The 26,889-nt window shown below is 62.0% G+C and carries 25 protein-coding genes; 6 read left to right on the top strand and 19 right to left on the bottom strand.

Annotation, left to right across the window (positions count from 1 at the left end; genetic code table 11):
- Positions 1-92 precede the first annotated feature (92 nt).
- The 8 genes from A462_RS02915 to A462_RS02950 form a co-directional block, all read right to left on the bottom strand.
- Entirely contained in the window at positions 93-2,198 is a 2,106-nt protein-coding gene (locus A462_RS02915; protein WP_008439043.1) for a TonB-dependent receptor, read from the bottom strand.
- A 152-nt stretch (positions 2,199-2,350) separates the two neighbouring features.
- The gene (locus tag A462_RS02920; protein WP_008439042.1) at positions 2,351-3,733 is read right to left on the bottom strand and encodes a PepSY-associated TM helix domain-containing protein; all 1,383 of its coding nucleotides are present in this window, start codon (positions 3,731-3,733) and stop codon (positions 2,351-2,353) included.
- Between the two features lie 116 nt (positions 3,734-3,849).
- Positions 3,850-5,922 carry a TonB-dependent copper receptor gene (locus A462_RS02925; protein WP_050550332.1) on the bottom strand — a complete coding sequence of 691 codons (2,073 nt, stop codon included), beginning with the start codon at positions 5,920-5,922 and terminating at the stop codon, positions 3,850-3,852.
- A gap of 93 nt (positions 5,923-6,015) precedes the next feature.
- Positions 6,016-6,441 carry a DUF2946 domain-containing protein gene (locus A462_RS02930; RefSeq protein WP_157222893.1) on the bottom strand — a complete coding sequence of 142 codons (426 nt, stop codon included), beginning with the start codon at positions 6,439-6,441 and terminating at the stop codon, positions 6,016-6,018.
- A 10-nt stretch (positions 6,442-6,451) separates the two neighbouring features.
- Positions 6,452-6,934, bottom strand: coding sequence for a copper chaperone PCu(A)C (locus tag A462_RS02935; protein WP_008439036.1), 483 nt, complete (start codon positions 6,932-6,934; stop codon positions 6,452-6,454).
- A 46-nt stretch (positions 6,935-6,980) separates the two neighbouring features.
- Positions 6,981-7,376: a DUF2946 domain-containing protein gene (locus tag A462_RS02940; RefSeq protein WP_008439034.1), complete on the bottom strand. Its 396-nt coding sequence runs from the start codon at positions 7,374-7,376 to the stop codon at positions 6,981-6,983.
- A 97-nt stretch (positions 7,377-7,473) separates the two neighbouring features.
- Positions 7,474-7,761, bottom strand: a complete 288-nt coding sequence (locus tag A462_RS02945; RefSeq protein WP_008439033.1) for an addiction module antidote protein — start codon at positions 7,759-7,761, stop codon at positions 7,474-7,476.
- A gap of 3 nt (positions 7,762-7,764) precedes the next feature.
- Positions 7,765-8,067 carry a type II toxin-antitoxin system RelE/ParE family toxin gene (locus A462_RS02950; RefSeq protein WP_008439032.1) on the bottom strand — a complete coding sequence of 101 codons (303 nt, stop codon included), beginning with the start codon at positions 8,065-8,067 and terminating at the stop codon, positions 7,765-7,767.
- Between the two features lie 640 nt (positions 8,068-8,707).
- On the opposite strand from A462_RS02950, the gene A462_RS02955 reads away from it, so the two are divergent.
- Positions 8,708-8,947, top strand: a complete 240-nt coding sequence (locus A462_RS02955; protein ID WP_008439031.1) for a DUF6124 family protein — start codon at positions 8,708-8,710, stop codon at positions 8,945-8,947.
- 58 nt (positions 8,948-9,005) lie between these two features.
- Here A462_RS02955 and A462_RS02960 read toward each other — a convergent pair whose 3' ends face one another.
- The 4 genes from A462_RS02960 to A462_RS02975 form a co-directional block, all read right to left on the bottom strand.
- Positions 9,006-9,494, bottom strand: a complete 489-nt coding sequence (locus tag A462_RS02960) for a PIN domain-containing protein (RefSeq protein ID WP_003217347.1) — start codon at positions 9,492-9,494, stop codon at positions 9,006-9,008.
- Positions 9,491-9,769, bottom strand: coding sequence for a hypothetical protein (locus A462_RS02965; RefSeq protein ID WP_003217345.1), 279 nt, complete (start codon positions 9,767-9,769; stop codon positions 9,491-9,493). Before A462_RS02965 ends, A462_RS02960 begins: the two co-directional genes overlap by 4 nt.
- A gap of 125 nt (positions 9,770-9,894) precedes the next feature.
- The gene (locus A462_RS02970; protein ID WP_008439030.1) at positions 9,895-10,620 is read right to left on the bottom strand and encodes a cobalt-precorrin-6A reductase; all 726 of its coding nucleotides are present in this window, start codon (positions 10,618-10,620) and stop codon (positions 9,895-9,897) included.
- Positions 10,617-11,822 (bottom strand): bifunctional cobalt-precorrin-7 (C(5))-methyltransferase/cobalt-precorrin-6B (C(15))-methyltransferase, encoded by a 1,206-nt coding sequence (locus A462_RS02975; protein WP_008439029.1) that lies wholly within the window; start codon positions 11,820-11,822, stop codon positions 10,617-10,619. Before A462_RS02975 ends, A462_RS02970 begins: the two co-directional genes overlap by 4 nt.
- A gap of 95 nt (positions 11,823-11,917) precedes the next feature.
- Here A462_RS02975 and cobG point away from each other — a divergent pair, with 95 nt between their 5' ends.
- The 5 genes from cobG to A462_RS03000 all read left to right on the top strand — a co-directional run bounded on the left by cobG (position 11,918) and on the right by A462_RS03000 (position 17,303).
- Positions 11,918-13,219: a precorrin-3B synthase gene (cobG, locus tag A462_RS02980; protein ID WP_274517803.1), complete on the top strand. Its 1,302-nt coding sequence runs from the start codon at positions 11,918-11,920 to the stop codon at positions 13,217-13,219.
- Positions 13,212-13,838, top strand: a complete 627-nt coding sequence (locus A462_RS02985; protein WP_003217338.1) for a precorrin-8X methylmutase — start codon at positions 13,212-13,214, stop codon at positions 13,836-13,838. Before cobG ends, A462_RS02985 begins: the two co-directional genes overlap by 8 nt.
- Positions 13,838-14,569, top strand: a complete 732-nt coding sequence (locus tag A462_RS02990) for a precorrin-2 C(20)-methyltransferase (RefSeq protein WP_003217336.1) — start codon at positions 13,838-13,840, stop codon at positions 14,567-14,569. Before A462_RS02985 ends, A462_RS02990 begins: the two co-directional genes overlap by 1 nt.
- Positions 14,569-16,209 carry a precorrin-3B C(17)-methyltransferase gene (cobJ, locus tag A462_RS02995; protein WP_008439027.1) on the top strand — a complete coding sequence of 547 codons (1,641 nt, stop codon included), beginning with the start codon at positions 14,569-14,571 and terminating at the stop codon, positions 16,207-16,209. The genes A462_RS02990 and cobJ overlap by 1 nt, the downstream gene beginning before the upstream one ends.
- A 302-nt stretch (positions 16,210-16,511) precedes the next feature.
- Positions 16,512-17,303, top strand: coding sequence for a hypothetical protein (locus A462_RS03000; RefSeq protein ID WP_008439026.1), 792 nt, complete (start codon positions 16,512-16,514; stop codon positions 17,301-17,303).
- Position 17,304: 1 nt separating this feature from the next.
- Here the strand turns inward: A462_RS03000 and A462_RS03005 are convergent, their stop codons facing one another.
- From A462_RS03005 to A462_RS03035, 7 genes are all read right to left on the bottom strand, one after another.
- Positions 17,305-17,901, bottom strand: coding sequence for a MarC family protein (locus tag A462_RS03005; protein ID WP_003217330.1), 597 nt, complete (start codon positions 17,899-17,901; stop codon positions 17,305-17,307).
- A gap of 211 nt (positions 17,902-18,112) precedes the next feature.
- Positions 18,113-20,887 carry a hybrid sensor histidine kinase/response regulator gene (locus tag A462_RS03010; protein WP_003217328.1) on the bottom strand — a complete coding sequence of 925 codons (2,775 nt, stop codon included), beginning with the start codon at positions 20,885-20,887 and terminating at the stop codon, positions 18,113-18,115.
- A gap of 102 nt (positions 20,888-20,989) precedes the next feature.
- The gene (gene purD, locus A462_RS03015; RefSeq protein WP_003217326.1) at positions 20,990-22,282 is read right to left on the bottom strand and encodes a phosphoribosylamine--glycine ligase; all 1,293 of its coding nucleotides are present in this window, start codon (positions 22,280-22,282) and stop codon (positions 20,990-20,992) included.
- Between the two features lie 138 nt (positions 22,283-22,420).
- The gene (gene purH, locus A462_RS03020; RefSeq protein WP_008439025.1) at positions 22,421-24,028 is read right to left on the bottom strand and encodes a bifunctional phosphoribosylaminoimidazolecarboxamide formyltransferase/IMP cyclohydrolase; all 1,608 of its coding nucleotides are present in this window, start codon (positions 24,026-24,028) and stop codon (positions 22,421-22,423) included.
- Between the two features lie 81 nt (positions 24,029-24,109).
- Positions 24,110-24,430 carry a DNA-binding transcriptional regulator Fis gene (fis, locus tag A462_RS03025; RefSeq protein ID WP_003186237.1) on the bottom strand — a complete coding sequence of 107 codons (321 nt, stop codon included), beginning with the start codon at positions 24,428-24,430 and terminating at the stop codon, positions 24,110-24,112.
- Positions 24,427-25,440 carry a tRNA dihydrouridine synthase DusB gene (gene dusB, locus A462_RS03030; protein ID WP_003217321.1) on the bottom strand — a complete coding sequence of 338 codons (1,014 nt, stop codon included), beginning with the start codon at positions 25,438-25,440 and terminating at the stop codon, positions 24,427-24,429. The genes fis and dusB overlap by 4 nt, the downstream gene beginning before the upstream one ends.
- Before the next feature lie 185 nt (positions 25,441-25,625).
- On the bottom strand, positions 25,626-26,888 hold the full coding sequence (locus tag A462_RS03035) for a DUF3426 domain-containing protein (protein ID WP_008439018.1): 1,263 nt from the start codon (positions 26,886-26,888) through the stop codon (positions 25,626-25,628).
- Position 26,889: the final 1 nt, after the last annotated feature.

Genomic DNA, 26,889 nt, shown 5'->3' with positions numbered 1-26,889 from the left:
CGCGAAAGCGGTGGATCAGTAACAGATACAGTGCCTGACACACCGCATTCGCGAGCAAGCCCGCTCCCACATTTGGACAGTGTTGCGTTCAGTTAGAAGGTGTAGTCCGCCGTCACGAAGAACGAGCGCGGCTCGCCCAGGATCCATTGCTGGCCGTCGTTGTATTGGCTGACGGCGTAAGTGCGGTCGAACAGGTTATTCAATTGCAGGCCCAATGTCGTGTTGCGCATGGCTTTCCATGAAACGCTGGCGTCGACCACGGTGTAGCTCGGCACTTCGCTGGTGTTGGCGGTGTTGGCGAAACGCGAGTCTACATAACGCACGCCAGCACCGGCACGCACGTCGTCAGTGATGGCCTTGCTCAGCCACAGGTTGGCGGTGCGACGCGGCACGTCGGTGGGGCGGTTGCCGTCGCGGGACACGGACTGGCCGTTGACCACTTCGGAGAAGTCGTCGTACTGCGCCCGCACGATCGCAGCGTTGGCTTGCAGTTGCCAGGCATCGGGCAGTTGCAGGTCGAGGCTGGCTTCCAGGCCGTTGGAGGATTGCTGGCCGACTTGTTCCTTGAGGGTGGTGCCTGGAACGCTCACCAACAGTTTCTTTTTGACGATGTGGTAGGCCGCCAGGGTCCATTCACCACGGGAATCCCAGAACGCCTGCTTGAGGCCGATCTCGGTTTGCTTGGCGGTGGACAGGCCGAACTGCTGCTGGCTCGGGCTCAGGGTGATCAGGCTGCCAACGCCGTCAGTGCTGGTGGCGTATTGGCCGTAGACCGAGGTGTCCGGGGTGATCGCGTAGACCAGGCCGGCTTTCCAGTTGTTGCCGGTAAAGGTCTTGTTGGAGTCGCTGCCATCCACCAGGGAGTCACTGTCGATGTGCAGGTAATCGCGGCGCACGCCGGTGATCAGCGACAGTTTATCGGTCAGTTGCAGGCGGTTTTCGGCGAACGCGGCCAGCTGTTTGGTGGTGCTGACGGACTGCGGGACGAAGGGGCTGGCGCTTTCAAACGGCTGCGGTACCGGGTGGTTGATGTCCACCGGTTGGCCGGCGTTCGTCAGGTCATCGAACGGCGAGTTGCTGGCCAGGCGAAAGCGAATGCGGTTGTACTCCACCCCCGTCACCGTCTGGCTGTCGAGGCCGAACAGCGTGTGCTTGAAAGTGAAGGTCTGGCGGTCGCCCACCTGTTCCTGGTTGTGCTTGATGCCCAGGTAGCTCTGGCGCACCAGGCCGCCGTCGACGTAGTTGTAGCTCTCGGCGTTCTGCCAGCGCCGCTGGTTTTTCAGGTAGGACAGTTCGTTGGTGGCGGTGACGTTGTCGTTGATCTGCCACTCGCTGGTCAGGCGCGTCCACTGGTCGTTGTAGTGCTGGATATCGTTGCTGACGTTGTAGTTCTTGTCCCGCAGGCCCTTGTGCAACTGGCCGTTGATCAGCGGTGTGCCGTAGTCGTTTTGCGGGGTCTGGTCGCCGTAGTCGGAGGCCAGGGTGAAGCTCAGGTTATCCGCCGCCTGCCAGCGCAGGGCACCGCTGACGAAGTCGCTGCCGGAGTCGCCACGGTCGATGAAGCCGTTGCTGCGCAGGCGGTTGATGTTCAGGCGATAGCTCAGGGTGTCGGTCAGCGAGCCGCCGCTGTCGAGGGCTTGCTGCTGGCGGTCATAAGAACCGTAGCCCAGGCGGATATGGTTTTCGATCTCGCCCTCGAAGGGTTTCTTCGCAATCGTGTTGATCACCGCGCCGGTGGCGCCCTGGCCGTACATCACCGAGGCCGGGCCGCGCAGTACGTCCACCCGCTCAACGGACCAGGTGTCCACCGGGAAGGTGGAAGTACCCGCGCCATCGAACATGCGCGCGCCGTCGTACAACTGCAGCACCGAGCTCTGGCCGGTGAACCCGCGTGCCGACAACGAGGTACCACCGTCGCCCGGCGTGCCGGTGCGGCTGATGCCGGTGGCCCGGGAAATCGCGTCCTGCACCGTGGCATCGCCCCGGGCGCGAATCTGCTTGCCGGTCTGGCTTTCAACGCTGCCCGGCGTTTGCAGGGCCGTGAGGTTCAGGCGTGAACCTGCCGTGGTCGGGGTGTTCAGGTCGACGCGCTCGTCGTCGACGGCGGGGGCTGAGACGGCACTGGCGGGAAGCGTCAGGGCCTGGGCAGTGTTTTGCAGGGCGAGCAGGCACAGGCCGGACGCAAGGTACTTGTTCATCGGACGATAAATCGCTTCTTCGAGACGGTACTCGCCGCAGGGCGCGGCGAGTGGGAGAACACATTAAGTGTTACAACATAACACTTTGTGCGGCGTGGGCGAAAGCCCGCGTAAGACTACATAACGCCTCTAGGTAGGGCATCTCGTCTGTTTCACGCTGAACCTGAGGCAGATTCACGTTGGCCAAACCACCGTGAAAGCACCAGGCGATCCAGTGCCCAGACCACGATCAGCGAGGCGCCCACCAGCGGAAAGACAATCGCCAGCCCGAGCATGATCACCATCGCGGTTTTCCATTTCGGTAGGTCATGGCGCAACGGTGGAACCCCCAGGCTGCCCTGTGGCCGACGCTTCCACCAGATCACCACACCGCTGACGGCGCTGAGCAGGATCATCAGGCAAATCAGCAGCACGATGATCTGATTGACCACGCCAAACATCTTGCCTTCGTGCAGCATCACGCCCGATTCGGTAACCCGCGCCACGCTGTTGTAGTGCTCCCAGCGCACATCGGCCAGGACCTTGCCGGAGTATTGGTCCACATGCAGGGTGGCGTCATTGCGCGGGTCGTTGGCGAACACCGCGAGGGTGAACACGCCTTCGGCAGTGGTGGGGAAGGTGATGCTGTAGCCGGGCTCGACCTTGCGTGAGTTGGCGAGGTCGACCACCTGTTGCAGGCGGATACTCGGGGCTGCCGGGCCCTGGCTCATGCCGGCGTGCTTCATGTGCTCGGCATGCTCGCCAGACATCGGCATCGGGGTGTTTTCCATGGCCCACGGCACGGTTTGTTGGCTCGCGGTGTTGAGGCTGCGGGCCTGCTGGTCGGACTGCGGCACGTTGTTCCACATGGCCGACGGGAATTTATTCCACAGTTCGGCGTATTGCTTGCCCCAGAAGCCGGTCCAGGTCATGCCGCTGAGCAGCATCACCAGCAGGAACGCCGCGCCCCAGAAACCGGCGACCGCGTGCAAATCGCGCCAGAACAAGCGACCGCGACTGCCCAGCCGCGGCCACAGAATGCCCGCCGCCGACTTGCCTCGCGGCCACCACAGATACACGCCCGAAATCACCAGCATCACGCCCCAGCCGGCGGCCAGTTCCACCAGGCGATCACCGACGGTGCCGATCATCAACTCGCCATGCAGCGCGCGGGCGATGGCTTGCAGGTTGTATTTCGAGTCCTGTTCGCCGAGCACGGTGCCGCGATACGGGTCGACGAATACCGTCACTTCGCGCCCGTCGTTGTGCATCACGAATTGCGCGCTGCTGGTGGCGTCGGCAGGTGGCAGGTACTTGCTGATCTTGCCTTGTGGATAGGCAGCCTGGGCACGTTGCAGTTGCTCGTCGGCACTCAGCGCGTGTTCGGCGCTTTGCACGGTCAGCAGGTTGCCGTACATCAGCGGGTCGAGTTGAGGTTTGAACAGGTAGATGATGCCGGTCAGGGCCAGCAGCACCATGAATGGCGCGACAAACAGCCCGGCGTAGAAATGCCAGCGCCAGGCCAGGTTGTAGAAGGAAATCTTCGGTGGGTTCATCAGGGTGCTCCGCAAAGGCTTGGATTTTTTGTGTTATCGAGGACGCCATCGCGGGCAAGCCCGCTCCCACAGGGGAATACATTGCAACTGTGGGAGCGGGCTTGCCTGTGATGCGCTTAGAAGCTCATGTCCACCTTGGTCCAGAGCGTGCGCCCCGGTTCCTTGATGGCTTGCGGGTCATTGGCCGGGTAGCCGAACCCGGCGTTGCCGGCCAGGTTCAGGTGCTCGGCGTACGCCTTGCCGAACAGGTTGTCGACGCCGGTGCTGACCTTGAAATTCTTGTTGATGCGATACGCCGCGTTCAGCGAGAACACGCCAAACCCCGAGCTTTTGTCGAAGTCCTTGCCCACCACGTTGCCCTTGTTCTGGTCGATGCGGTTTTGCGCCGCGACCACCCGCCACAAGGCGCCGGCGCTCCAGTCGTCCTGGCTGTAGGTGAGCCCGAAGCGCGCATCCAGCGGCGGGATCTGCGGCAGCGGTTTGCCGTCGCTGGTGTTCTTGCCCCAGGCGTAGGCGAAGGTGGCATCGGCCTTCCAGTTGGCGGTCAGCTTGTAGGCTGCGCCCAATTCACCGCCCATGATTCGCGCGTCCACATTGCGCGCCTGGGAGGTGGTGCCCATCATTCCCGGTTGGTAGTCGAACAGGATGAAGTCACGCACCTGGCCGACGTAGCCCGAGGCCCAGGCATCGAGATCGGCGGATTTGTATTGCAGGCCAAAATCCAGCTGGGTGGTTTTTTCAGGCTTCACACCGTCGAAGGCATTCACGGAACCGACCGACCCGGTGTCGGGAGAAAACAGCTCCCAGTAATCAGGGAAACGCTCCGAATGCCCAAGCCCTGCGTACAGGGTGGCAGGGCTGTCCGCCAGATCGTGCTCGTAGCGCACAAAGCCGGACGGCAGCGTATCGGCGCGGGTTTTACCGACGGTGGGGTTGGGGCTGCTCATCATCCCGGAGCTGATGGTTTGCCGGAAATCCTTGGCCGAGGCGCGGTCGACGCGGGCGCCGGTGATCAGGCGGTCGCGGTCGGCGGCATACCAGGTCAGTTCGCCGAACACCCCGTAGTTGTGGAAGTTGGCGTCCTTGCTGCGGGGCAGGTCCTTGTAGGTGTCGACGCCCATGGCGCTGCGTTCGCGGTGTTCGTTGGTTTGTGCATCAATGCCGCTGATCAACTGCACATCGGCCCAGCGCCACGTGGCCTTGATACGGGCGCCGAGGGTGCGGCGGTCGACGTTGGCCGCCATGGGACCGGCCATCATCCCGGTGCCCGACGGGACGCGCAGGGTGTAGTTGTCCATCACGTGGTCGGCGTAGTTGTAGTAGACCTGCGCTTCGACCTTATCCAGCACCTCGCCGATGTTCGATTTCTCGAAGCGCAATCCGAGGCTCTCGCGCAAAAACTGCGAACCGTCCATGCCACGCCCGGCGTAGCGGGCTTCGCCATCGCCACGGCCGGCGGTGAGTTCCAGCAGGGTGTCGGCGTCCGGGGTCCAGCCCACGGCCACGTCGCCGTTCCACTTGTCGTAGCGCGAGGCGACGGTGTCGTTGTTGCCGTCCTTGTAGTCATCGGCGTGGGCCTGGTTGCCGATCACCCGCACATAACCCAGCGGCCCGCCGGCTGCTGCGTCGACGACTTTGTCGAAGCGCCCGTTGGAGCCCGCCAGGATGCTGGCGTTGACCCGCGTGCCCAGCTCGCCGAATTGCTCGGGCTCGCGCTCGAACAGGACCGTGCCGGCTGAAGCGCCCGGGCCCCAGAGCACGGTTTGCGGGCCTTTGATCACGGTGAGCTTGTCGTAGGTTTCCGGTGAAATATAGGAGGTGGGCGCATCCATCCGGCCGGGGCAGGCGCCGAGCATCATGCTGCCGTTGGTGAGGATGTTCAGACGTGAGCCGAACATGCCCCGCAGCACCGGGTCGCCGTTGGTGCCGCCGTTGCGCACCAGGGCGAAGCCGGGGATGGTCTTGAGGTAGTCGCCGCCATCGCTGGCGGGCACTGGTTGGCGCGGGTCTTTCGGGTTGGTGACGACGGTCAGTGGTGAGCTGGGGGCAATGGCGGTGATCACCGTCGGGCTCAGTTCGTTCTGGTCGACAGGCTCGTCGGCGTGGACCTGAGGAACCAGCAGCGCGCCACACAGAACGGCGAAAACGGGAGTACATCCCAAACGGGTGTCAGCAGAAAACCTGGACATGAAAAATTCCATCATTCATTCGTAAACAACACGGCCAGCAGCCTGCGGCTGTCTGTCTAAAGTCGGCCGGGGTGAAGTAACGGTGTGAAGTGCTTACGTGATGATGGGCGGGGCGCGGCTGCGGGCACCGGGGAACACGGTTTGCCGGGCATGGCCCAGGCGTGGGGCGGGGGTCAGGGCGTTGGCGGGCGGCGGGCTGCCGAGGGTGACAAACGACACGCTGCCAGGCAGCGCCGGGCAATTGAAGAGCAGGCTGCAATAGCCGCACTTTTCCCAGAGCACGTGGTGTTCGTCGGGTGCTTTGTGGTGATCGGTCGCAGGCTTGGTGTCGCCATGGCAGCTCGGCGCGTCCATGGACATTTCCATCGACATGCCGGCGTGATGATCCATCGGCATCGCTTGGGAAATCAGCGGACCGATAAAGATCATCAGCATGGCGAACAGGCTGATCCAGCTGCCGCGCATAAGGCCTACAGGCTTACGGCGGTGCGGGGACAACCTGGCGCGTGGGGCGCCCATCAAGGTTTATCTATTGGGCGTGCATGTGTTCGTGGCTGGCCATGGGCGGCTGCTTCTGCACTGACACTTCCACCTTCACTGGCCCGGCCTTTTCAAAGTTCAGGGTCAGCGGAAAATGCTGGCCGTCGCGCAAAACGCTGCGGTCCTTCAGGTCCAGCAGCATCACGTGGTAGGCCATGGGCGCGAACGTCAGGTCACCTTTGGCCGGCACCGCGACGCTGGTCACTTGCTGCATCTTCATCAGATCGCCCTGCATCACATGCTCATGCAGTTCGGCCTTGGCGGCCACGGGCGTGTCGACGCTGAGCAAGCGATCCGCATGCTCGCCCTGGTTATGAATCACGAAATACGCCGCGACGGTCGGCGCATTGGGCGGCAGTTCCTGGGACCAGGGTTCGCTGACCACCAGTTCGCCGACCTTGAAGTCTTCGGCATTGGCAGCAGCACACACCGGCAGCAACAACGCAGCCAGAAGCAGGGAAGATTTGAGCATGGCAGTTCTCCAGAACGGTTCTAAACGCAGTTCACTTGCGAAGAAATCAGACCGTTGGAGAGGCGCGGGGGTTAAGGCTCGGCCATTGCTGGCGCGGGGTGGGGGATTGCAATGACGGCGGCGGCAGGTCTTGCACCGCGTCGAATCTTGCGAAATACAGTGTTGGTGAATGCCCCGGCAGCGCCACTAATGGCGCCGAGCCCGAGCAGCACCAGCAATGCTGCATGGTGGAGTGATCGTCCTGCTGCGGCGCCGGAATCTCCAGCTTGCCCAGGGCAATGGCCGTCAGCTTGTTGGCATTGGAGGAGCAGAAACTGCCCCACAGCAGTTGCTTGACCGGGTCATCCGCCTGCTGCATCGCACCCGCCAGCGGCATGGCAAACGCATTGAACAGCACTGCAAGGCAGGCTATCCAGGCAATTGCAAAGCGTTGACGGGCCATGGCGGACAATCCGTAGGGTTAAGCGATCAGGTGGGTATTTAGCCTGATCGGGGAGGATAAGTAAAAAGGGGCGGTGTGGTTTGGTGTCGCAGTGCTATCAACCAGCTGTGGCGTGCAGCTTCAGGCCGAGCGCTTTCATGACCTTCATGATAGTCGCGAACTCGGGATTGCCAGTGCTGGAGAGGGCTTTATATAAACTTTCGCGTCCGAGGCCTGCGTCGCGGGCTACTTGAGTCATGCCTTGGGCGCGGGCGATGTTGTTGAGGGCTGAACGAATAAGCAGTCCGTCACCGGCATCCTCCTCGAAGCACGCTTCAAGATACTCGGCCATATCTTCAGGAGTCTTGAGGTGTTCCGCTATGTCGAAGTCTGTAAATTCAGTCATGGCTTACTCCTTTTTTTCAAAGTCTGCTGCAATTTGCTTAGCGCGCTGGATATCGCGTTTCTGCGTTGATTTATCGCCGCCTATCAACAACAGGTAAACCACCTCCTCTCTACGAGTGAAATAAACCCGGTATCCAGGACCGTAGTGGATGCGCATTTCCGAAACGCCATTTCCTACTGTCTCACAGTCTCCGAAGTTGCCTGATTGTGCGTTATTCAACCTTGCCAGTACGCGTGCACGGGCCGGTTTATTGTTTAACGAATCAAGCCACTCCAGGAAATGCTTGGATTTCTTGAAGTGAATCATCTTGGATCGTATTCCTTGGGATACAGAATGACAAGTCACGATGCTCCGCAAAAGCAGTGCATCCCCATCGCAGACTCTGGTGCAAAACTGCGGGAGGGGAGCTTAGGGCGAGGGCTTTTGGCTGAACCAGCCGGCTGGTTCGGAGGGGGGTGTAAGGCGAATCAGTTTTTAAAGCGAGGTTGTCAAAAGGATGTCGATGATTGAGGCGCTTTCCTACGAGGTCATTGCACCTTGCGATACAGGCGACTCGGTCTTCCTGCTGGAACGAGGTGATGCTATCGCAGGCAAGCCAGCTCCCACAGTTTGGATTGTGTTCGATTCGAATGTGGAGGCCCTCCACAGAAATTTCCGACAGTGATTGGCGGTTGTCCTTGGGAAACTCAATCTCTAGTCTCCGAACACCACTGCAAACTCAGTGGTCGGGCGTCGCGGCCCGGATCCTATAGGCGCTAAGCGCCATCGTCTGCTTTCAGTTGACGCTTTTTTATCGTCTACTGTGCGGCGCTATGGTGGCTGTGCGCGGGATACCTTCGGGTATGCCGGGTTGCCTAGGGACCGGTCCGCGAACCTGCGCACAGCTGCCACCTTCCATCGCGTCGCGGCGATCAGTGGCAGCTCCACATCCCTTAGGAGCTTCACAATGATTAAACCTACCCCCAATCCCCCCTTTCGGCTGTTCACCGTAGCCGACGGAATCAGCACCGAAAACCTGTTGGTCAACCTCATTGAAACACTCGCCTCGGCCAATGCGCTGAGTTGCGACTTGGCGTTTAGCCTGGAAGGATCGAAGCGAGAGGAGTTGTTGGGCGTCGCTCAGTTGATCGAGCTGGCGGAGTTACTGGCTGATCGGGTGCACGAAGGTGGCGGAAAACGCATTTAACACTTCGATGATCGATCGTTCCTGCGCTGATGTGTGGGAATGATCCCGTGAGACGCCTTTAAACGTCCCAGCTTGCTTCCCGTATGTGATTAAAGTTCACGACATCTACGCTGTGCTGATGAGCAAATCCAGCGACTCTTAGGTCATCTGTCAAAACTAGATAATTATCTTTGGCTGCACAGATAATACCGACGTCGGTAAGTCCGTAGGGCGACAGCTCATAATCGCAACTTATATCAAGAGCAGGGCAGTGAATCTCAATGACTGTCGATAATGATTTTTTTAATGTTGCGTAGAAGTCGTGTAGCTTGCTCCCATAAAGCCCGTTTGTAAGGTTGCTGACTTCCGCAAGTATATGAGGGGTTGAAATAAGCTTTTCGAATTGATCAATCACGTTAAGCAGAAGTTTGTAATCTTTGGCGGTGTACCCGCTTGTTCTTTTGAAGCCTGCAATACTGGGTGTGCCTCCGATCAGTGCCAAGAGCAGCAGGTTAGTGTCGACTATGATTCCTTTTCTTCGATATTGCCGGATATATGTTTCGATCATACTTCGCGGATCTTCATGGAGCGGAACTCGCCAGTCTCCGAGTCAATGAAGAATGTTTTATATTTTCTTGCGTACATTTGTCCCGCTAAAGATGCGCCTAATCGTTGATATTTATCAGGGGCTGGAACATTGAAGCCAAGTGTTATTGCCCACGTTTTGTCGCCTGGGTTTAACTCGACTTCCTCAAGCATCAAGTCCTGAAGTACTGTTTCCTGGCCGAGAAAGTCATTGGCTGCTGCCTTGGCAACTTGCACGGCTTCTTTGACGTCTATCATGTCAGCTCCTGAATAGAATTGAGTCTGGCTTGAACTGTTTCTGGAGTGTAGCAGTTCATGTTGTGGATTCATCGCCGTCCCTTTAGTCACAAATAGAGTTGATAGAGGTGGGCGATGATCCTGATCTATCGAATGAAATCTGCCAATAACTCGATTGTTTCTGCGGGCGACAAAAGCTCCTGATCCACCGCCACCAACACCGGCCGCCTCAACACCAACACCGGCACCCCCCGCTCCCGTGCCACTTCCAGCTTCGGCTCGGTAGCCGTGCTGCCGCTGTTCTTGCTGATCAGCACATCAATTTGCCGTCGCTCAAACAATGCCCGCTCATCCTCGATCAAAAACGGCCCACGGGCGCCGATCACTTCGCAGCGTTCATTGCCGGGGTACACATCCAGTGCGCGCAACGTCCAGAACTGCTCGGCGGGGATTTCGTCGAGGTGTTGCAACGGTTCACGGCCCAGCGTGAACAGTGGTCGCTTGAAGGGTTTCAGAGCTTCAATCAACTCCGCCCAGTCACCGACTTCGCGCCAGTCATCATCCGCCTGTGGCTGCCACGCCGGGCGGCGCAGGGCCCAGCAGGGAATGCCACACACACCCGCAGCACGGGCGGCATTGGCGCTGATCTGTGCGGCATACGGATGGGTCGCGTCCAGCACCAGCTCGATACCTTCATCGCGAATGAACTGCGCCAAACCTTCCGCGCCGCCATAGCCACCGACGCGCACCTGGCACGTAAGGTCGGTGGGAACGCGGCCAACACCCGCCAGGCTGTAGATATGTTCGGGCCCCAGTGTGCGGGCGATGGCCAGGGCTTCCGTCACGCCGCCCAACAGCAGGATGCGTTTCATAGCGGCTTGATCACTTCCAGCAGGGTGATCGGCAGCGCCTGGCGCCAGGTATCAAAGCCCCCCAGTGGCTGGGCCTGGGCCACATGAATGCGGGTCAGCTCGCCGCCGTGTTGTTCGCGCCAGGCCATCAGGGTCATTTCACTTTGCAGGGTCACGGCGTTGGCCACCAGCCGGCCGCCCGGGCGCAGGTGTTGCCAGCAAGTGTCGAGCACGCCGTCGCGGGTGACGCCGCCGCCGATGAAGATGGCGTCCGGCGCTTCCAGCCCGTTCAGGGCGTGGGGCGCGGTGCCGCGAATCAGTTGCAGGCCGGGGACGCCAAGGGCATCACGGTTATGTTCGATCAACAGTTGCCGGCCTTCATCGGCCTCGATGGCCAGGGCGCGGCAGCTGGGGTGGGCGCGCATCCATTCGATCCCGATGGAGCCGCTGCCCGCGCCCACGTCCCACAGCAGTTCACCGGGCATCGGCGCGAGGCGGGCGAGGGTCATGGCGCGCACGTCGCGCTTGGTCAGTTGGCCGTCGTGCCTGAAGGCCGAGTCCGGCAGCCCTGCCAGGCGTGACAGGCGCGCTGTGTTGGCGTCGGCCACGCAGTCGATGGCCAGCAGATTCAACGCGGCAATCGGTTCGCCAGGCCAATCCCGGGCGATGCCGTCGATGCGGCGCTCATCCGGCCCGCCGAGGTGTTCAAACACACTCAGGCGACTTGCGCCAAACCCGCGCTCGGCCAATTGTGTGGCAATCGCCGCCGGGCTCTGGCCGTCATTGCTCAGCACCAGCAAACGCACGCCGTTGGCCAGATGCGCATTCAGCGCCGCCATCGGCCGGGCAACCACCGACAGCGTCACTACCTCTTGCAACGGCCAGCCCAGGCGCGCCGCCGCCAGGGACACGGAAGAGGGCGCCGGCAGAATCAGCAGCTCATCGGCCGGCACCTGCCGCGCCAGGCTCGCACCCACGCCATAGAACATCGGGTCGCCGCTGGCCAGCACGCACACCGCTTCACCACGCCTGGCCAGCACCGGCTCCAGGGAAAACGGGCTGGGCCACACCTGGCGTTCGCCACGGATGCACACCGGCAACAAGTCCAGCTGGCGTTGCCCGCCAATAATGCGCGAGGCGCGCAACAGGGCGTGCCGGGCGTTTCTGCCCAGGCCCTTGAAGCCGTCTTCACCGATGCCTACTACCGTCAGCCAGGGCGACATATGAATTCCTTGAACGACATCCGACGGGCAGGCTTTTCATGCCGCCGGACAAAGCAGGCATAATACCGCGCCTTTACCCGTGAACCGGTAGCCCCGTGAAACCAATACCACCGTCCAATACCTTGCGCCCCTCGGCCTGTCCGGGGTTGCTGCGTATTGTCCAGGCGTTGGATGGCGGGATTTGCCGGATCAAACTGGCGGGCGGTTCGATCCGTGCCGAGCAGGCGTTTGCCGTGGCCGACGCCGCCCAGGCCCATGCCGGCGGGGTGATCGAGGCGACCAACCGCGCCAACCTGCAGATTCGCGGGATCGGCGCCGAACAGGATGCATTGATCGCCGCCTTGCTGGCCGCCGACCTGGGCCCCAAGCGTGCCGCCGGTGATGATGTGCGCAACCTGATGCTCAGCCCCAGTGCCGGCATTGACCGCGAGATGCTGTTCGATACCCGACCGTTGGCCGACCAGATCCTCACCACCCTGGAAACCCACCCGCGTTTCCATGAGCTGTCGGCCAAGTTCGCCGTGCAACTGGACGGCGGTGAAGCCCTGGCCATGCTCGAGCATCATCACGACCTGTGGCTGTCAGCCTTCGATGCCAATGGCAACACGCTGTTGGCATTCGGCCTGGCAGGCTGCCCGGCGCGGGATGCGCCCTTGGCGGCGGTACCTTTGGCACAAGGGCATGCACTGGTGGTGGCGGTTCTGGAGCGGTTCCTTGAACTGGCCCGGCCTGATCAGACCCGTATGCGCCACCTGCTGGCTGAAACCGCTGTGGATAACTTTTTGCGGCAGCTGAATATGCCATTGCAGCCGGTTGATGGCTTTTCAAGGCACTCCAACTCCGCGCCGCTGCACCTGGGAAGTTATCCACAGCGCCAAAAAAACCAGGTCTACGTCGCCGCCGTCGCACCCTTGGGCCGCCTGGATTCGGCGATGCTCAGGGGCGCAGCGCAGTTGGCCGTCGACCATGGCGACGCCACCTTGCGTGTCACGCCATGGCAAGGCCTGCTGCTGCCCAATATCCAGGATGCGGCGGCTGTCACCGAACGCCTCGAACAGCTTGGCTTTTTGTGTTCGGTGGACCAACCCCTCGCACGGATGATCGCCTGCACCGGCGCCGGCGGTTGCGCCAAAGGCCTGTCCGACACCAAGGCCGACGCCGTACAACTGGCCGCGCTTGCGCCCGGCCACAGCGTGCACCTGTCCGGCTGCCCGCGTTCCTGCGCGGCCGCCCACACCGCGCCGGTCACCCTGCTGGCGGTAAGTCCCGGCCACTACGACCTCTATTTTCGCGACGCAGGCCTGCCCGGTTTCGGCCGCCTGCACGCGCGCACTCTTTCTATTGAAGCGGCGGGCGCCTTGTTGCGCGCTCACCCACGGAGCAACACCGATGATTGATTACATCCGCGACGGTCAGGAGATCTATCGCAACTCCTTCGCGATCATTCGCGCAGAAGCCCGGCTTGATCGCATCCCTGCCGACCTGGAAAAACTCGCGGTGCGGGTGATTCATGCCTGCGGCATGGTCGACGCCATCGACGGCCTGCAATTTTCCGAAGGTGCCGGCAAGGCCGGGCGCGAAGCCCTGGCCGCTGGCGCGCCGATCCTGTGTGATGCGCGGATGGTCTCCGAAGGCGTGACCCGTACGCGCCTGCCGGCCAACAATCAGGTGATCTGCACCCTGCGCGACGACAGCGTGCCGGAGTTGGCCCGCGAGCTGGGCAACACCCGTTCCGCCGCCGCCCTGGAGCTGTGGCGCCCGCACCTGGAAGGCAGTGTGGTGGTGATCGGCAATGCGCCGACAGCGCTGTTTTACCTGCTGGAAATGCTCGACGCCGGCGCGCCAAAACCTGCACTGATCCTTGGGTTCCCGGTGGGCTTTGTCGGCGCCGCCGAATCCAAGGCGATGCTGGCGGCAGACAGCCGCGGCGTACCGTTCGTGATCATGCAGGGCCGCCTGGGCGGCAGTGCGATGGCCGCCGCCGCGGTCAACGCCTTGGCCACGGAGGTCGAATAATGCCGGCACGCGGACGTTTGATCGGCCTGGGCGTAGGCCCCGGCGATCCGGAACTGATTACCCTCAAAGCCCTGCGCCTGCTGCGCGAATCGCCGGTGGTGGCGTACTTCGTGGCCAAGGGCAAGAAGGGCAACGCCTTCGGCATCATCGAAGACCATTTGGTGCCCCAGCAAACCCTGATGCCGCTGGTGTACCCGGTGACCACTGAAGTGTTGCCGGCGCCGCTGTCCTACGAGCAAGTGATCAGCGATTTCTACGACACCGCCAGTGTCGACGTTGCGGCACATCTGGACGCGGGGCGCGATGTGGCGGTGATCTGTGAAGGCGACCCGTTCTTCTACGGCTCCTACATGTATTTGCACGACCGCCTGGCCGAGCGCTACGAAGCCCAGGTGATCCCGGGTGTGTGCTCGATGCTCGGTGGCGCCTCTGTACTGGGCGCACCGTTGGTGTACCGCAACCAGAGCCTGTCGGTGCTTTCCGGCGTGCTGCCCCATGACGAACTCAAGCGTCGCCTGGCGGATGCCGACGCGGCGGTGATCATGAAGCTGGGGCGCAACTTCACCAAGGTGCGTCAGGTACTGGAAGAATTGGGATTGGCGAGCCGGGCGTTGTACGTCGAGCGCGCGACCATGGCCAATCAGAAAATCGTCGCTCTGGATCAGGTCGATCCGACGTCCTCGCCGTATTTCTCGTTGATCATCGTTCCTGGTGAAAGGTGGCAAGGCTGATGACGGCTCCCGCGATTGTCATCCTGGGGCAGGGCAGCCTCGCCACGGCCCGCGCTATCCAGCAGGTGTATCCCGACGCACTGATCCACGGCCTGGCCGGGCGGGTCGAGGGCGCAGATCAGGCCTATAACGAATTCGGCGCCACAGTGCGCCAGTTGTATCAACAGGGCACGCCGATCATCGCCCTGTGTGCCGCCGGGATTGTGATCCGCACCCTGGCGCCGCTGCTGCTGGAGAAAGGCGTCGAGCCTGCTGTGCTGGCCGTCGCCGAAGACGGCAGCGCGGTGGTGCCGTTGCTCGGTGGCCTCGGTGGCGTAAACGTAATGGCGCGGGAAATCGCCGCTGCCCTGGACGTTGCCGCCGCGATCACTACCAGTGGCGAGCTGCGTTTTGGTACCTGCCTGCTCAACCCGCCCCATGGTTATCAGCTGGGGGATCTGGAGCTGGGCAAACGCTTTGTCTCGGATTTGCTGGCTGGCGAATCAGTACGCATTGAAGGCGCGGCGCCGTGGCTGGATCAGGCCAACTTGCCCCAGGATCAACAGGCGCGCTTGGCGATTCACGTCGGCAGTGCCGAGCGCACACCTGCGGCCAATGAGTTGCTGATTTATCCGAAGACGGTGCTGGTTACCTGCCAGCCGGGGCCGCAACTGGTCGGGCGAATTCGTGCGGCGTTGCAGGATGCCGGGCTCGCCGTGCAGTCCCTGGCTTGCTTGCTGGCGGCTGAAACGGAGATGGCCGATTCGTCATTGCACGAAGCGGCGTTGGAGCTGGGCGTGCCATTGCGCTTCGCCGATCTGGCGCCTCAGGCGGACATCGCGATCACGGTGGCCGAGGCCCCTCTGGACCTGTCCCTGATCGGTCGTCCCCGTGGCCGCCTCGCGGTGATCGGTCTGGGTCCCGGCGCTGCCGAACTGATGGTTCCGGCAGTAAAAGCCGAGCTGGCCCGCTGCACTGATGTGCTGGGTTACGAAACCTATGTGCGCATGGCCGGGCCGTTCCGCGCGGACCAGATCCAGCATTGCACCGACAATCGCGAAGAGATGCAGCGCGCGCGTCATGCCTTTGAGCTGGCGGCGCAGGGGCGTTCGGTGGTGGTGGTGTCTTCGGGTGACCCGGGTGTATTCGCCATGGCCGCCGCGGTGATCGAAGCCTTGCACGAGTCCAGCGACCCGGCCTGGCATCAGGTCGACCTGGAGATTTTGCCGGGCGTGTCGGCATCCCTCGCCACGGCGGCCCAGGCAGGTGCACCGCTGGGGCATGACTTCTGTGTGATGTCACTGTCGGACAACCTCAAACCCTGGTCGATCATCGAGAAGCGCCTGGACCTGGCGTCCCAGGCCGACCTGGCGCTGGCGTTCTATAACCCGATCTCCCGTGCGCGGCCCTGGCAGTTGGGACGCGCCCTGGAAATCGTCGCGCAGCACCGCACGCCTGAAACACCGGTGGTATTGGGCCGTGACATCGGTCGCCCGGGCCAGACCCTGCGAGTCACCACCCTGGGGCAACTGACGCCGGAGCAGGTGGACATGCGCACCATGGTGCTGATCGGTTCGTCCACCACCTGCGTCTTTGCGCGGGCAGGTGGTGGCGAGTGGGTCTACACGCCACGTTGGTACGGCGAGAAACCCGCCTCCTGAAAACAACGGCGGCCCCGCCATGGGGCCGCTTTGAAACGTCAGTCATTGATGCCGGAAAGGTCTGCTTGCCGAGGTTTTTTTGCATCGGCTCAAGTCATACCTTTCTCTACGGCTTGAAGAAAAGCACGGCGCTTTTGTGTGCCGCCGCCTCATCCCCAGCGTTTACTCAGCTGCGCCGCCTGCAGTGATTTTTCCTGCGGGTCGCGGCGCGTCCCGTGGTCAATTTTCAGCAGCTCAAAATCCCCGGCAAGTCGACTAGTGTTGGCGTTGAGCCCCATGTTGGGGGTTATGGAGAAATGGCTATGGAGCGAAACAACAAACGGATCAACAGCGCAAAAAGGAGGAAGCTGATTGCCGCTTACCGGCTTCCGGGCGCGCCCGGCCTGGCGTCGGGGTTGAGCGCGCCGGTGAAGCCCGAGGCGGATGATGAGCTGGACGCGGCGGTGGTGAACAACAGCGTCATGTCGTTTGTGCAAGGCATGACCAGCCTCAACAAGGAGTACACCCGCAAAAGCTATTTGCTGGCGAGCAGCTACGTCAGCGATGTACTGCGGGTCGCCCGGGGCACAGAGGCCTGGTACAACGAATTCATCAAGGTCATGAGCAGCCTCGGCTGGATGCCGGTCAGGAGCAGTTTCGAGCGGGTGTACACCTCTCGCAAGGGGCTGTCGGTACAGCTGGCGGCGCTGAACCTGATGGCGGCCACCGTGGCCTCGACGTTTCTGTCAGGGCCGCTGATCAGTGTATTGCCCAAACGGGTGGCGGAGGCGGTTGAAACCTTGAAGCAGCTCCCGGCCTCATTTGAGTTATTCAAGCGAAATACCACCACGCGTGACGGTGGCGATTTCGGCTTGGCGTCCTGCTCGGAAATCGCCGGGGAAGTTTCGATGGTGCTGGTGACGTACAGCTCCCACGGCGTCAGCAAGCAACTGGGCATACCGTTTCTGGAGTGGGACAGTGCATCCGTCGAGGCCTTCAGTGGCCGCACGTGCCTGGTGCTGAACAGCTCGGTGGTCAACGAAGACACGATTCAACTGCTGCGGGACAGCGCAGGGGACAAGGTCCGCCTGGCTATCGCCAACTACAGAATTTGATCTACGGCACCAGGTAACCGCGTACACCGGTGAAGATGATTTGTGCGGCCAGGGCGCACACGAACAGCCCCATCAACCGGCTGACAATCTGCAAGCCCTGGTCGCCGAGGATGCGTTCGATACGGTTGGACAGGTACAGCACCACGCCCACCGTCAGGCTGGCCAGGGCGATACTGAGGATCGCGGTGATCTTGTCGTCCCAGTGCGGCTGGCTGACGCCCATCACCAGCAGCGCACCGATGGTGCCGGGGCCGACGGTCAGGGGAATGGTCAGCGGCACGATGGTCACGTCCTGCTGCACGTTGTCGGTCTGCACCGCTGACTTGCCCTGGGCCATGCCCAGGGCCGAGATGAACAGCACACTGCCGGCGCCGATGCGGAAGGCGTCGACGGTGATGCCGAACACACTGAAAATCACCCGGCCGAACAGGTAGAGCAACACGCTCGATACCAGGGTGGCGAGGGCCACTTTCCAGGCCAGGCGCCGCCGCTCCTTGCTGGAGTAACCGCGAGTCAGGCTGATAAAGCAGGAGAGCACGAAGAAGGGGCTGTAGAGCACCAGCATCTTCAGGTAAACGCTGAATAGCACGTGGAGCATGGTGGGAGCTCGCAGCGAAGGAGGGCGAGCGGGAGTTTATCAGGCCTGTGGCTGAGCGCTATCTGTGAAGCGACAACAATCCAGTGTGGGAGCGGGCTTGCTCGCGAAAGCGGTGTGTCAGCCAATACATGTTTGACTGACACACCGCTTTCGCGAGCAAGTCGAATCGTCGCACCGCCGCTCCCACATTTTGATCTGCGTCATGCATGGGTCAGGTGGGAGCGTGCTCAGGGCGCTGTTGGCGCTGTGCCACCCAGTACTCCACCAGCTCGCGCAATTGCGACAACTCCACCGGCTTGGCCATGTGCCCGTCCATCCCGGCCTGGCGTGCACGCTCTTTATGTTCCGAAAGAATGTGCGCGGTGAGTGCCACGATTGGCGTACGAATCCGCTGGTTGCTGACCTCCCACGCGCGCAGTTGCTGGGTCGCGGAGAAGCCGTCGAGGATCGGCATTTCACAGTCCATCAACACCAGGTCGTAGCGCTGGGCCTTCATTGCCTGCAGGGCTTCTTCGCCGTTGCTGGCGGTGTCGGGCTGCAGGTTGAGCTTGCCGAGCATGCCGCGAATCACCTTGGTGGAGATGCTGTTGTCCTCCGCCACCAGGATCCGGAAGTCACTCGGCACGGTCACCGGGGCCGGCGCGCTGATCGCCGGCTGGCGTGGTTGCACGGAGCCCTTGCTGCGCTGGGTCAACTCATCGGCAAGGGTGGTCTTGAGGGTATAGCCGGCCACGGGTTTGGCGAGGATGCGCTTGATCCCGCAGTTGCGCGCGATGATCTTGCTCGGCGCATTGCTGATGCCGGTGAGCATGATCAGCAGGATGTCGTGGTTCAGGCTCGGGTCTTCCTTGATCTTCGCCGCCAGTTGCATGCCGGTCATGCCGGGCATGTTCTGGTCCAGCAGCACCACGTCGAAATAGTCCCGCAGGTGCGCCTTGGTGCGCAGCAGCGCCAGGGCTTCCTTGCCCGAAGGCACGGCGCTCACGTTCAGGCCCCAGGCCGTGCATTGCTGCACCAGCACTTTGCGGCAGGTGTCGTTGTCGTCCACCACCAGCACGCGCGCGCCCTTGAGCGGGCCGTCGAGGTCGGAGGTCGGGTGCTCCAGGCGTTCCGGGTCCAGCGGCAAGGTCAGCCACAGGGTGCTGCCTTGCTGGCTGCCACTCTTGATGCCGAATTCGCCGTTCATCAACAGGATCAGCTGGCGGGCAATGACCAGGCCCAGATGGCCGCTCAGGCGGGTGGCAGAGAGGAAGTTCTTGCTGTGCAACTCGCTGTGCAGCAGGGCGTCGCGCTCGGCGGGTTCCATCGGCAGGCCGCTGTCTTGCACGGCAATGCGCAGGCGCGGTTTGCTGCTGCGCTCGTCCAGTGCGACGACGATCAGTACTTCGCCTTCATCGGTTTTTTGCAGGGCATTTTCCAGCAGGCTCAACAGTGCCTGGCGCAGCCGCGTTGGGTCGCCGCTGATCACCCGGGGTACCTGGGGCTGGATAAAGCTGATCAGCTCGACGTTCTGCTGCTCGGCCTTGGCGCGGAAAATACTCAGGCAGTCTTCGATCAGCGCGTTGAGGTCGAACTGCACATCGTCCAATTCGATCTGCCCGGATTCCAGCTTGGAGATGTCGAGAATCTCGTTGATCAGGGTGAGCAGTTCGTTGCCGGCGCTGTGGATGGTTTGCACGTAGTCGCGTTGCTTGACTGAAAGCGGGGTGCCCAGCAGCAGTTCGGTCATGCCCAGCACGCCGTTCATGGGCGTGCGAATTTCGTGGCTGATCTTCGCCAGGAATTCGGCCTTGGCGGCGATTTCGGCGTTGCTGGCCGCCAGGTCGCGGCTGAGGCTGAAGTTGTCTTCGGTGATGGCGCGCTGGCGTTCGCCCAGGGCCAGGCTCATCAACAGGCCACTGAGGCAGATAAAGCCGAGCAGGGTGATGATCAAGCCTTGTGGCGGCACCAGCGTCAGGCCCAGCAAGGCCGGGAGAATAATCAGCGTGCCGATGTTGAAGATCACCATCGCCAGCATGAACAGGCGCGCCGGGCGGTAACCCTTTTGCCAGTGATAGGCCGAGACGAACAACATGCTCAGGCCGGCCAGCGCCACCAGGGCGTAGGTGATGATGTTCAGGGGCAAGGTGTTGACGAACAGCAGCAACAGGCCGGTAAGGACGATCAGCAGGATGTCGGCCATCAACAGCTTGTTCAGCGGATGCGGGCCCAGTGGCGCAAAGAAGCGGTAGGCAAACATCAGCCCGCACGGCGCGGTCAGCAGCAGGGCGAGGTAGGCACCGGGGGTTTGTACCGCGTGCCAGTTCGGCAACCACGGGCCCAGCACGTTGAGCAGCAGCGCCAGGCTCAGCAGCAACAGCAATTCGCAGGCGGCGAGCCACAGGCTGCTGCGGGAGCGATGGTAGGCGTAGCGGGTGAGGTTGTGCAGGATCAGCATCACCAGGCAACCGAACAGCAGCCCGTAGATCAGCGTCTGGTTCTGGTTGGCCGCAGCCAGCACGGCCGGCTCAAGGGTGATGTAGGGGCGCAGCTCGTGTTCCGAGACCATGCGCAGGTACACGTCCAGCGGCTTCTGGCTTTGCGGCATCGGCAGCATGAAGTCGCTGCTGGGCAGCGGGCGCTCGGCCTGGGGCTGGCGGGTGCCGGTAGCTTCCTGCTCCACCAGGGTGTCGCCGTCGAGTACATACAGGTTCAGGTGTGACAGGTCAGGGGCGAATACCCGCAGCACTTGCTCGTGTTTGCCGGGTTGCAGCCTGAAGCGTACCCACAACGCACCGTCCGGTTGCGCGGCGGTAATCCGGTCCAGTTCGATGGGGCTGAATTGATTGATGTAGCGGGGCGAGCGGATGTCGCTCAGTTGCAGATCGGCCTGTTCATCAAGCAATACTGCCCAGCCACTGCCTTGTGCGGCGGCCTGGGCCGGGAGCAAGCAGAGCAAGGTCAGCAGACTGACAGTGAAACCTATGGCGATCCTGAGCCAGCGCACGGCGAAATCCCTTCGTAGGTTGATGCATGGGTATAACTATGCGCGGGGCCACAAGCGTAGGGCAAGGGCCAGAGGCCCCTGCCTAACCGAACGGATAGCTGTTTACTGACTTTCGCCACGCTCACGGGCAATGGCGCGGTAGCCAATGTCGGTGCGGTAGAAGCAGCCTTTCCAGTCGATCTTCGCCGCCAGCTTGTAAGCCTGTTGCTGGGCGGCATCTACGCTGCTGCCCATGGCGGTTGCGCACAGTACGCGACCACCGGCGGTGACGACCTTGCCATCCTTGAGCGCGGTGCCCGCGTGGAACACCTTGCCTTCCAGCGTAGCAGCCGCGTCCAGACCTTCAATCACATCGCCCTTGGCGTAGTCGGCCGGGTAGCCGCCGGCGGCCAGCACGATGCCGACGCTCGGGCGCGGGTCCCACTGGGCTTCGACCTTGTCCAGGGCCTGGGCCAGCGCAGCTTCAACCAACAGCACCAGGCTCGATTGCAGGCGCAGCATCACCGGTTGGGTTTCCGGGTCGCCGAAGCGGCAGTTGAACTCGATGACTTTCGGATTGCCGGCCTTGTCGATCATCAAGCCGGCGTACAGGAAACCGGTGTACACATTGCCTTCGTCGGCCATGCCGCGCACGGTTGGCCAGATGACCAGGTCCATCACGCGCTTGTGCACTTCGGCAGTCACTACCGGAGCAGGGGAGTAAGCGCCCATGCCGCCGGTGTTCGGGCCGCTGTCGCCGTCACCCACACGTTTGTGGTCCTGGCTGGTGGCCATCGGCAGTACGTTCTTGCCGTCGACCATCACGATGAAGCTGGCTTCTTCGCCGTCGAGGAATTCTTCGATCACTACGCGCGAACCGGCTTCACCGAAAGCGTTGCCGGCGAGCATGTCGCGCACGGCGTCTTCGGCTTCGGCCAGGGTCATTGCGACGATCACGCCTTTACCGGCGGCCAGGCCGTCGGCCTTGATCACGATCGGTGCACCGACCTCACGCAGGTAGGCCAGGGCCGGCTCGATCTCGGTGAAGTTCTGGTAGTCGGCGGTCGGGATCTTGTGGCGCGCCAGGAAATCCTTGGTGAAGGCTTTCGAACCTTCCAGCTGGGCAGCGCCGGCGGTTGGGCCGAAGCAGTCCAGGCCACGGCTGCGGAACAGGTCCACAACGCCAGCTACCAAGGGCACTTCCGGGCCGACGATGGTCAGGGAAACGTTTTTCTCGGCAAAGTCCGCCAGTTGCTCAAGGGCCAACACGTCGATGGCGACGTTTTCGCACTTGGCTTCAATGGCGGTACCGGCGTTGCCGGGGGCGACGAAAACTTTCTGGACACGTGGGTCCTGGGCAACTTTCCAGGCCAGGGCGTGTTCACGGCCACCGCTGCCAATGATCAAAACATTCATTTCAAAAACCTCGGATGACGCTGAATTCTGACCGTTCCCACGCTCTGCGTGGGAATGCCTCTTGTGACGCTCTGCGTCACGCTTTGGGACGCGGAGCGTCCCGGGCTGCATTCCCACGCAGAGCGTGGGAACGAGCAATCAGTGACGGAAGTGGCGCATGCCGGTGAAGACCATGGCAATGCCGGCTTCATCAGCCGCTGCAATCACTTCTGCGTCACGCATCGAGCCGCCCGGTTGGATCACGGCGGTAACACCGGCTTTCGCGGCGTTGTCCAGGCCATCACGGAACGGGAAGAATGCGTCGGACGCCATCACCGAACCGGCGACCTGCAGGCCGGCATGTTCTGCCTTGATCGCAGCGATGCGTGCCGAATTCACGCGGCTCATCTGGCCCGCGCCGACACCGATGGTCTGGCGGTTCTTGGCGTAGACGATGGCGTTGGATTTAACGTACTTGGCGACTTTCCAGGCGAAGATCAGGTCGTTGATTTCCTGTTCGGTCGGGGCGCGCTTGGTCACCACTTTCAGATCGGCGCTGCCGATCATGCCGATGTCGCGGCTCTGTACCAGCAAGCCGCCGTTGACGCGCTTGTAGTCCCAGGCAGCGGCACGCTCGGCCGACCACTCGCCGCACGCCAGCAGGCGCACATTGGCCTTGGCGGCAACGATGGCGCGAGCCTCTTCACTGACGGATGGCGCGATGATCACTTCAACGAACTGACGCTCGACGATCGCCTTGGCGGTCTCGGCGTCCAGCTCACGGTTGAAGGCGATGATGCCGCCGAAGGCCGACTCTGTGTCGGTGGCGTAGGCCAGTTCGTAGGCCTGGCGGATACCGCCTTCAGCGTCCGGGCTCACGGCCACGCCGCACGGGTTGGCGTGCTTGACGATCACGCAGGCTGGCTTGACGAAGCTCTTCACACATTCCAGCGCGGCGTCGGTGTCGGCCACGTTGTTGTACGACAGCTCTTTGCCTTGCAGTTGGGTCGCGGTGGCGATGCCGACTTCAGCAGGCTTGGCCTCGACGTAGAACGCCGCGCTCTGGTGCGGGTTCTCGCCGTAGCGCATTTCCTGGGCCTTGATGAACTGGCTGTTGAAGGTGCGCGGGAACTGGCTGCGACCTTCTGTGCTGAGGGTTTCAGCGGCCTGGTTCACGGTGCCCATGTAGTTGGCGATCATGCCGTCGTAGGCAGCGGTGTGTTCGAAGGCCTTGAGCATCAGGTCGAAGCGCTGGGCGTAGGTCAGGCCGCCGGCTTTCAGGCTTTCCAGTACGTTGGCGTAGTCGCTGGCGTTCACCACGATGGCCACGTCTTTGTGGTTCTTGGCTGCCGAGCGAACCATGGTCGGGCCGCCGATATCGATGTTTTCGATGGCGGTCGGCAGGTCGCAGCCTGGCTTGTTGATGGTGGCTTCGAACGGGTACAGGTTAACGGCCACCAGGTCGATCGGCTTGATGCCGTGCTCGCTCATGATGGCGTCGTCGATACCGCGACGACCGAGGATCCCGCCGTGGATTTTCGGGTGCAGGGTCTTGACCCGACCGTCCATCATTTCTGCGAAACCGGTGTAGTCCGCCACTTCCACTGCGGCCACGCCGTTGTCCTGCAGCAGTTTGAAGGTCCCGCCGGTGGAGAGAATCTCCACGCCCAGGGCTTCCAGCTCCCGGGCAAATTCGAGGATCCCGGTCTTGTCGGAGACACTGATCAAGGCACGGCGGATCGGCAGGCGGGTAGTCTGGTCGGTCATTTCAATTTCCATCAAAAGCAAAGGAGTCAGCAAAAAAGGCGTCCGTTTTTACGCGGGCGCCTTTCTGGTTTGATTGAATGCTTACAGCAAATCGTACTGCTTGAGTTTCTTGCGCAGCGTGCCACGGTTCAGACCGAGCAGCTCACTGGCCTTGGTCTGGTTGCCCTTGACGTAGTTCATCACGCTTTCGAGCAACGGCGCTTCGACTTCGGAGAGCACCAGGTTGTACACGTCCGTGACGGCAGCGCCCTCAAGGTGGGCGAAATAATTGTGCAGCGCCTTCTCGACACTCCCGCGAAGGGTCTGGCCTTCTTCGCTCGGCGTGTTGAGGTGCTGTTTCAAATTGACGTTGTCGCTCACGGGTGTTGTTCCACTCACTAAAGTCTCGGTCATCATCGTCATGCGGCCACCCCTTCTCCGTCCCCTGTCACCAGGCTCTTGTAACGCTCGGAGAAGAACTCACGAACGTTGGCGCACTGTGCTTCCGTATCATCCAAACGATTGAAGTGGGCGCGAAACTCCCTGGCGCCCGGCAAGGTTGCGAGATACCAGCCCACATGCTTGCGAGCAATGCGTACTCCCATCACGTCTCCGTAGAAGGCGTGCAGGGCGGCCAGATGCTCTAGCAGAATACGTTCCACCTCGATCAGCTCCGGTGCCGGCAAGGTTTCGCCGGTACGCAGAAAATGCTCGATCTCACGAAAAATCCACGGCCGCCCCTGGGCAGCCCGGCCAATCAACAGGCCATCGGCGCCGGTCGCGTGCAGCACGCGCCGGGCTTTCTCGGCTGAGTCGATGTCGCCGTTGGCAAAGACGGGAATCGACACCGCCTGCTTGATCGCGGCAATGGTGTCGTACTCGGCTTCACCGGTGTAAAGGTCGGCGCGGGTCCGGCCATGCACCGCCAGCGCTGTAATGCCTGCCTGCTCGGCGATCTTCGCCACCGTCAGGCCATTCTTGTTGTCCCGGTCCCAACCGGTGCGGATCTTCAGGGTGACCGGCACATCCACTGCAGCGACAACGGCATGCAGGATCTCGCTCACCAACTGCTCATCCTTCAACAGGGCAGAACCTGCGGCCTTGTTGCAGACCTTCTTGGCCGGGCAACCCATGTTGATATCAATAATCTGCGCCCCCAACTCCACGTTGGCCCGGGCCGCATCCGCCAGCATCTGCGCATCACCGCCGGCGATCTGTACCGAGCGGGGCTCGGGATCACCTTCGTGGATCATGCGCATCCGCGATTTGCGGGTGTTCCACAGGCTCATGTCGCTGGTGACCATTTCCGAGACTACAAGCCCTGCGCCCAAACGCTTGCAAAGCTGACGAAAGGGCTGGTCGGTGACGCCCGCCATCGGGGCGAGGATCAAGCCGTTGTGCAATGTGTATGGGCCGATGCGTACCGCCGACATAGGACTTCCCTGTTGTGGGGCCGGATCATTAGAGTTCGAAAAAGGGTTGGCATGATACCCGCTCTCGATGACTGGATAAAGGCTGAATTGGATAAAATCTGAGCAGTTATTTTCTTATCGCCGCAGGTTTGGTCAAAGGCGATGCAGTCAATAATCTGCCGTCAAGCGCCGGCCAGGCAGCCGTTTCACTCGGGGGAGTGGAAGCTCAGGCTGTAATTCACCGCTTTGTTGCCCGGGTCGAGGATGTCCAGGGCAATGTGGATCGGCGTCTGGGAGGGCATCTCGGTCACGCCTGCCAACTCGCCGCTGAGGTATTCGGCGGGTTTGAAGCGACGACTGGCGATCATATTCCCGTTCATGTCGGCAAAGCGTAGCTCCAGCAGCGGGAACGGTTGGGAGAATGTCGCGCGGTTATAGATGATCGCGTCCACCACCAGGGCACCGGCAAACTCCGGGTGGCTGCGCACCACCAGGTTGCTGCTCTTGATGTGGGCGATATCGACCCGGGATGGCACGGTGCAGCCCAGTTTCGGGCACAGTTCCTGGAACCATGGGCGGTAGGCGTCCTGGCGTGCCAGGTCGTCGAATTGGTAGGCGACGTATTGTCCCGCCAGGCCGGCGGCGGCCAGCAGCACCAGCAAGCCCCAGAACAAACGGCGGCCCCAGCCGGAGGAGCGCTTCCGGGAATACAGGTGCAGCGGGTCGTCTTCCAGGTCCGAAAGCAGGTCGTCGTGGGCGCCGGCCTCGGGGCGAGGGCGCTTGCGTTTGGGCTGCGGGCGTTCCGGTTGTTCGGGGTCCGGCTCGTCCGCTACGGCGGTTACCGGTGGGTCGAGTTCGTCATCGGTGGTGCTTGTGTGCAGCGGTGGTTCGTCGTCCGGCTCGACCGCTTCAAACGACATCGACGGTTCGGTGCGCTTGGGTTTGCCTGGGCTTGCCTTGGCCGGTTGCGGTTCCTCGTCGGCCGTTTGCGGGGCTTGGGCCCGTTCATCCCGGGGTTCGCTGAACAGGCTGGAGGCCCATTGCTCTTCCTCTGCCTTGGCCGTATCACGGCTGGCGCTGAGGGCATCTTCCTTTTGCCGACGATCGGCGCCGGGCTGGCGACGGTCGGCACCCACGGGTTGGGTGTGCTGGATCTCGCGACGTTCCAGCTTGGCCAGTTCTACGTCGAGGTCCAGGTTATCCAGGTCCAGCTCTTCGGCGGTCCATTGCTTCTGGCTGATGGCTCGCGGCGCTTGGGGTGGCGGTTCTACGGCTGCCGGCGGCTCTGCCGCAGGTGGTGCCTGGGGCGCGGGCGCATTGGCGCGCTGCTCCAGCAGTTGGCGAGCGGCATTGAACACTTGCAGGCACGACCCACAGCGCACCACGCCACGGGCCACGCTCAATTGAGCGTGGTTGACGCGAAAGCGTGCTTGGCAGTGTGGGCACTGGGTGACGAAACTGTCGGTCATG

The sequence above is a fragment of the Pseudomonas sp. Ag1 genome, assembly GCF_000278565.1.
Classification (GTDB): domain Bacteria; phylum Pseudomonadota; class Gammaproteobacteria; order Pseudomonadales; family Pseudomonadaceae; genus Aquipseudomonas.
This window is presented reverse-complemented; position numbering and strand designations above follow the sequence as displayed.

Excerpts from the sequence above, each read along its gene's own strand:
- A462_RS02915 (WP_008439043.1), bottom strand. The coding sequence starts at position 2,198 with ATGAACAAGTACCTTGCGTCCGGCCTGTGCCTGCTCGCCCTGCAAAAC.
- A462_RS02920 (WP_008439042.1), bottom strand. The coding sequence starts at position 3,733 with ATGAACCCACCGAAGATTTCCTTCTACAACCTGGCCTGGCGCTGGCAT.
- A462_RS02925 (WP_050550332.1), bottom strand. The coding sequence starts at position 5,922 with ATGTCCAGGTTTTCTGCTGACACCCGTTTGGGATGTACTCCCGTTTTC.
- A462_RS02930 (WP_157222893.1), bottom strand. The coding sequence starts at position 6,441 with ATGGGCGCCCCACGCGCCAGGTTGTCCCCGCACCGCCGTAAGCCTGTA.
- A462_RS02935 (WP_008439036.1), bottom strand. The coding sequence starts at position 6,934 with ATGCTCAAATCTTCCCTGCTTCTGGCTGCGTTGTTGCTGCCGGTGTGT.
- A462_RS02940 (WP_008439034.1), bottom strand. The coding sequence starts at position 7,376 with ATGGCCCGTCAACGCTTTGCAATTGCCTGGATAGCCTGCCTTGCAGTG.
- A462_RS02945 (WP_008439033.1), bottom strand. The coding sequence starts at position 7,761 with ATGACTGAATTTACAGACTTCGACATAGCGGAACACCTCAAGACTCCT.
- A462_RS02950 (WP_008439032.1), bottom strand. The coding sequence starts at position 8,067 with ATGATTCACTTCAAGAAATCCAAGCATTTCCTGGAGTGGCTTGATTCG.
- A462_RS02955 (WP_008439031.1), top strand. The coding sequence starts at position 8,708 with ATGATTAAACCTACCCCCAATCCCCCCTTTCGGCTGTTCACCGTAGCC.
- A462_RS02960 (WP_003217347.1), bottom strand. The coding sequence starts at position 9,494 with ATGATCGAAACATATATCCGGCAATATCGAAGAAAAGGAATCATAGTC.
- A462_RS02965 (WP_003217345.1), bottom strand. The coding sequence starts at position 9,769 with ATGATAGACGTCAAAGAAGCCGTGCAAGTTGCCAAGGCAGCAGCCAAT.
- A462_RS02970 (WP_008439030.1), bottom strand. The coding sequence starts at position 10,620 with ATGAAACGCATCCTGCTGTTGGGCGGCGTGACGGAAGCCCTGGCCATC.
- A462_RS02975 (WP_008439029.1), bottom strand. The coding sequence starts at position 11,822 with ATGTCGCCCTGGCTGACGGTAGTAGGCATCGGTGAAGACGGCTTCAAG.
- A462_RS02985 (WP_003217338.1), top strand. The coding sequence starts at position 13,212 with ATGATTGATTACATCCGCGACGGTCAGGAGATCTATCGCAACTCCTTC.
- A462_RS02990 (WP_003217336.1), top strand. The coding sequence starts at position 13,838 with ATGCCGGCACGCGGACGTTTGATCGGCCTGGGCGTAGGCCCCGGCGAT.
- cobJ (WP_008439027.1), top strand. The coding sequence starts at position 14,569 with ATGACGGCTCCCGCGATTGTCATCCTGGGGCAGGGCAGCCTCGCCACG.
- A462_RS03000 (WP_008439026.1), top strand. The coding sequence starts at position 16,512 with ATGGAGCGAAACAACAAACGGATCAACAGCGCAAAAAGGAGGAAGCTG.
- A462_RS03005 (WP_003217330.1), bottom strand. The coding sequence starts at position 17,901 with ATGCTCCACGTGCTATTCAGCGTTTACCTGAAGATGCTGGTGCTCTAC.
- purD (WP_003217326.1), bottom strand. The coding sequence starts at position 22,282 with ATGAATGTTTTGATCATTGGCAGCGGTGGCCGTGAACACGCCCTGGCC.
- purH (WP_008439025.1), bottom strand. The coding sequence starts at position 24,028 with ATGACCGACCAGACTACCCGCCTGCCGATCCGCCGTGCCTTGATCAGT.
- fis (WP_003186237.1), bottom strand. The coding sequence starts at position 24,430 with ATGACGATGATGACCGAGACTTTAGTGAGTGGAACAACACCCGTGAGC.
- dusB (WP_003217321.1), bottom strand. The coding sequence starts at position 25,440 with ATGTCGGCGGTACGCATCGGCCCATACACATTGCACAACGGCTTGATC.
- A462_RS03035 (WP_008439018.1), bottom strand. The coding sequence starts at position 26,888 with ATGACCGACAGTTTCGTCACCCAGTGCCCACACTGCCAAGCACGCTTT.